Genomic DNA, 3694 nt, shown 5'->3' with positions numbered 1-3694 from the left:
ACCGGAGCACAGGCCCTCACTCCTCACCTTTTTACCCCCGGACAGCAACAAAACGCCCACGATCGTAATCGACCGAGAGCCCACTTCCGAACTCGTGGGAGGGGCGCCGTCGCGGGTCAGGGCGCTGAGGTCTTCCGGCCGGGGGCACCTCCCAGCGGTAGCTGGGGGCGAGCCGAAGGGGCGCGTCGCTGTCGAAAGGGAGAGCGCGCGCAGGGAGCGAGGAACGAGCGACCGAGCACGGTCGACCGTCGACAGCGACTGAGGCGCCCCGGAGGCGAACCGAGCCACGAAAAAAGGGGCTCAGCTCAGCTTGGCGACCTTGCGGGCGCTCAGGTCGATCACCATCTGCCGGGTGTCGATCCACGGGCCGTTCAGCACCCGGGTGAACAGCCGTACGCAGCGGTGCGCGCCGCAGTCCCCGACCGAGGCCGGACCGGGGTTGCCCTCGCCCGCGCGGTAGACGAAGCCGGTGACGGTGAGCTGGTCCGGGCGGGTCAGCGCCTTGCCCGTGGCGTCCTTGAAGTCCTTCTTCAGCCCCTCGCCCAGCTTGTCGGCCATCAGCAGCTTCGCGGCCTCCATCACCTCGTCGCGGTTGGGCGGCGGCTGGACCCCGTGCTGGGTGTCGGTCGCGGTCACCTTGCCGCTGCCGAGGTCGACCGTCTTGGTGACGTAGGTGTCGTCCTTGTAGTCGTAGTACGTGACGTCGGCGCGGCGCGGCGCGTCGGCGGCGCCCACCTCGTCGGGGCTCAGCTCCGCGAGGTCGGTGGAGAGCAGTTCGGGGCCCTTGGCGCCCTTGACGTCCTCGCTGCTCAGCCGGAAGCCGCCGCCGCCCGTGAGGGTCTGGGCGCGCTTCATCTCATCGTCGGTCAGTGGATCGCGGCCGGTGCCGGTATGGGCCTGCTCGGGCGCGTCCTCCACCACACCGGGCAGTTGCCGGGCCGCCTGGCCCTGCTCCGCCGCCGAGCCCTGGGGTCCCCCACCCGAGCCCTCTTTGCCGGACGCGCTCCCCGGGAGCGTCACCCCGATCAGGACCGCCGTGGCGGTGGCCGCCACGGCCGCGCCGGCCACCACTTTGCCCAGGTGGCGGTGCATCATCTTGCGCACATCCTCCCCCATTCCCCCCTGTCATCACATCGGACCGCATAGCGGGATACGCATACGCGGAGGTCACCCGGTAGGACGAACCGAAATGGCCGTAGGTTGCCTCCCTTTTGAGGAAGTTCTGTCGAAAGAGCGGATGGGTCCGGCCAGTTGGGCAAAGATGCGGGGTCGGTCAGGTTCCGTCCGGTGCCCGGAGTGCTCGCGGCCCCTGGAGAAGAAGTGGAAGAGTCGACGTATGCAGGTCTGGCCGGGGCAGGCTTACCCCCTTGGCGCCACGTACGACGGCGCCGGAACCAACTTCGCGGTGTTCTCCGAGGCCGCTGTCCGCATCGAGCTGTGCCTCCTGCACGACGACGGCTCGGAGACGGCGGTCGAGTTGCGGGAGTCCGACGCGTTCGTGCGCCACGCCTATCTGCCGGGGATCATGCCGGGGCAGCGCTACGGCTTCCGGGCCCACGGCCCGTACGAGCCGGAGTCCGGCCACCGCTGCAATTCCGCCAAGCTGCTGCTGGATCCGTACGCCAAGGCCCTCAGCGGGCGGATCGGCTGGGGCGAGGAGGTCTACGGCTACCACTTCGGACGCCCCGACAAGCGCAATGACCTCGACTCCGCCCCGCACACCATGGCGTCGGTCGTGGTCAATCCGTACTTCGACTGGGGGGACGACCGCCCGCCGCGCACCGACTACCACCGCACGGTCATCTACGAGGCGCATGTCAAGGGGCTGACCATGCGCCATCCCCGGCTGCCGGAGGAGCTGCGCGGGACCTACGCGGCGCTCGCCCATCCGGCGATCATCGAACATCTGACGGAGCTGGGCGTCACCACGCTGGAACTGATGCCCGTGCACCAGTTCGTCCACGACCACCGGCTGGCCGACGCGGGCCTGGCCAACTACTGGGGCTACAACACCATCGGCTTCTTCGCCCCGCACAACGCCTACGCCTCCTGGGGCGACCGGGGCCAGCAGGTGCTGGAGTTCAAATCGGCGGTCCGGGCGCTGCACCAGGCGGGCATCGAGGTCATCCTGGACGTGGTCTACAACCACACGGCCGAGGGCAACCACCTGGGCCCCACGCTCTCCTTCCGGGGTCTGGACAACGCCTCGTACTACCGGCTGACCGAGGACCGCCGGTACTACATGGACACCACCGGCACCGGGAACTCCCTGCTGATGCGCTCCCCGCACGTGCTCCAGTTGATCATGGACTCGCTGCGCTACTGGGTGACCGAGATGCATGTGGACGGCTTCCGCTTCGATCTGGCGGCGACGCTGGCCCGGCAGTTCCACGAGGTGGACCGGCTCTCGTCGTTCTTCGACCTGGTCCAGCAGGATCCGGTGGTGAGCCAGGTGAAGCTGATCGCCGAGCCCTGGGACGTCGGCGAGGGCGGCTACCAGGTCGGCAACTTCCCGCCCCTGTGGACCGAATGGAACGGCAAGTTCCGGGACACCGTGCGGGATCTGTGGCGCGGTGAGCCGAGGACACTGGCCGAGTTCGCCTCCCGGCTGACCGGCTCCTCCGACCTCTACCAGGGCGACGGGCGGCGCCCGCTGGCCTCGGTCAACTTCGTCACCTGCCATGACGGCTTCACCCTGCGCGATCTGGTGAGCTACGACGAGAAGCACAACGAGGCCAACGGCGAGTCCAACCAGGACGGCGAGAGCTACAACCGGTCCTGGAACTGCGGGGTCGAGGGCGAGACCGACGATCCGGCGGTACGGACGCTGCGCGAGCGCCAGATGCGCAACTTCGTCGCGACCCTGATGCTCTCCCAGGGCGTGCCGATGCTCAGCCATGGCGATGAGTTCGGCCGCACCCAGGGCGGCAACAACAACGCGTACTGCCAGGACAACGAGGTCTCCTGGGTGCGGTGGCCGGACCACGTCAAGGGGCAGGACGGCGAGTGGGAGGACCGCTCGGCGCTGGAGCTGCTGCGCTTCACCCGCTCACTGGTGTGGCTGCGCCGCGACCATCCGGTCTTCCGGCGCCGCCGCTTCTTCCACGGACGGCCGGTGGAGGGCACCCACGACGAGCTGTCGGACATCGCCTGGTTCACCCATGAGGGCGAGGGGATGATCCCGCGCGACTGGCAGGCGGCGCACGCCAAGTCCCTCGCGGTCTTCCTCAACGGCAGCGCGATCTCCGAACCGGGAGTGCGCGGTGAGCGGATCACCGATGACTCGTTTCTGCTGCTGTTCAACGCGCACCATGAGCCGCTGGACTTCGTCGTGCCCATCGACCACGGCAAGCAGTGGCAGGTCATCGTGGACACGGCGGTGCCGGAGGGCGTGGAGCCGGGCAGCGGGGCGAAGGTGGCGGCGGGCGATGTGCTGACCCTGGTGGACCGGAGCCTGATGGTGCTACAGCGGCCGGCGTAGCTCCGGGCATCGTGAGGGGGCGCGGGGCGCGTCCGTTCGGGTGCGCGGGGCTCTCATGGGGCGGGCCCAGTGGGTACGTACGTTCCTTTGACTTCCTCCCCCGCCCAAAGGCGGGGGATTCCAGCGGTCGCCCGCTGGGGTTCCTGCTTCACCGACGACCGCCCCGTCCGGGAGGACTCCCGTTGAGGTCTCACACCGTCTCCACAGGCAGAC

The 3694-nt window shown here is 69.0% G+C and carries 2 protein-coding genes and 1 pseudogene; 1 reads left to right on the top strand and 2 read right to left on the bottom strand.

Translation table 11 applies throughout. From position 1 onward, the window contains the following. Positions 1 to 300: 300 nt before the first annotated feature. Positions 301 to 1095, bottom strand: coding sequence for a Tat pathway signal sequence domain protein (locus KN815_RS09345; protein ID WP_216341288.1), 795 nt, complete (start codon positions 1093 to 1095; stop codon positions 301 to 303). 241 nt (positions 1096 to 1336) lie between these two features. Here KN815_RS09345 and glgX point away from each other — a divergent pair, with 241 nt between their 5' ends. Next, the gene (gene glgX, locus KN815_RS09340; protein WP_216341287.1) at positions 1337 to 3481 is read left to right on the top strand and encodes a glycogen debranching protein GlgX; all 2145 of its coding nucleotides are present in this window, start codon (positions 1337 to 1339) and stop codon (positions 3479 to 3481) included. Positions 3482 to 3534: 53 nt separating this feature from the next. On the opposite strand, the pseudogene KN815_RS50165 reads toward glgX, so the two are convergent. Then, positions 3535 to 3694: pseudogene (locus KN815_RS50165) on the bottom strand (RNA-guided endonuclease TnpB family protein); the annotation flags it as partial.

It is taken from the genome of Streptomyces niphimycinicus, from assembly GCF_018883605.1.
GTDB classification, from domain to species: Bacteria; Actinomycetota; Actinomycetes; order Streptomycetales; family Streptomycetaceae; genus Streptomyces; species Streptomyces niphimycinicus.
This window is presented reverse-complemented; position numbering and strand designations above follow the sequence as displayed.

Excerpts from the sequence above, each read along its gene's own strand:
- KN815_RS09345 (WP_216341288.1), bottom strand. The coding sequence starts at position 1,095 with ATGATGCACCGCCACCTGGGCAAAGTGGTGGCCGGCGCGGCCGTGGCG.
- glgX (WP_216341287.1), top strand. The coding sequence starts at position 1,337 with ATGCAGGTCTGGCCGGGGCAGGCTTACCCCCTTGGCGCCACGTACGAC.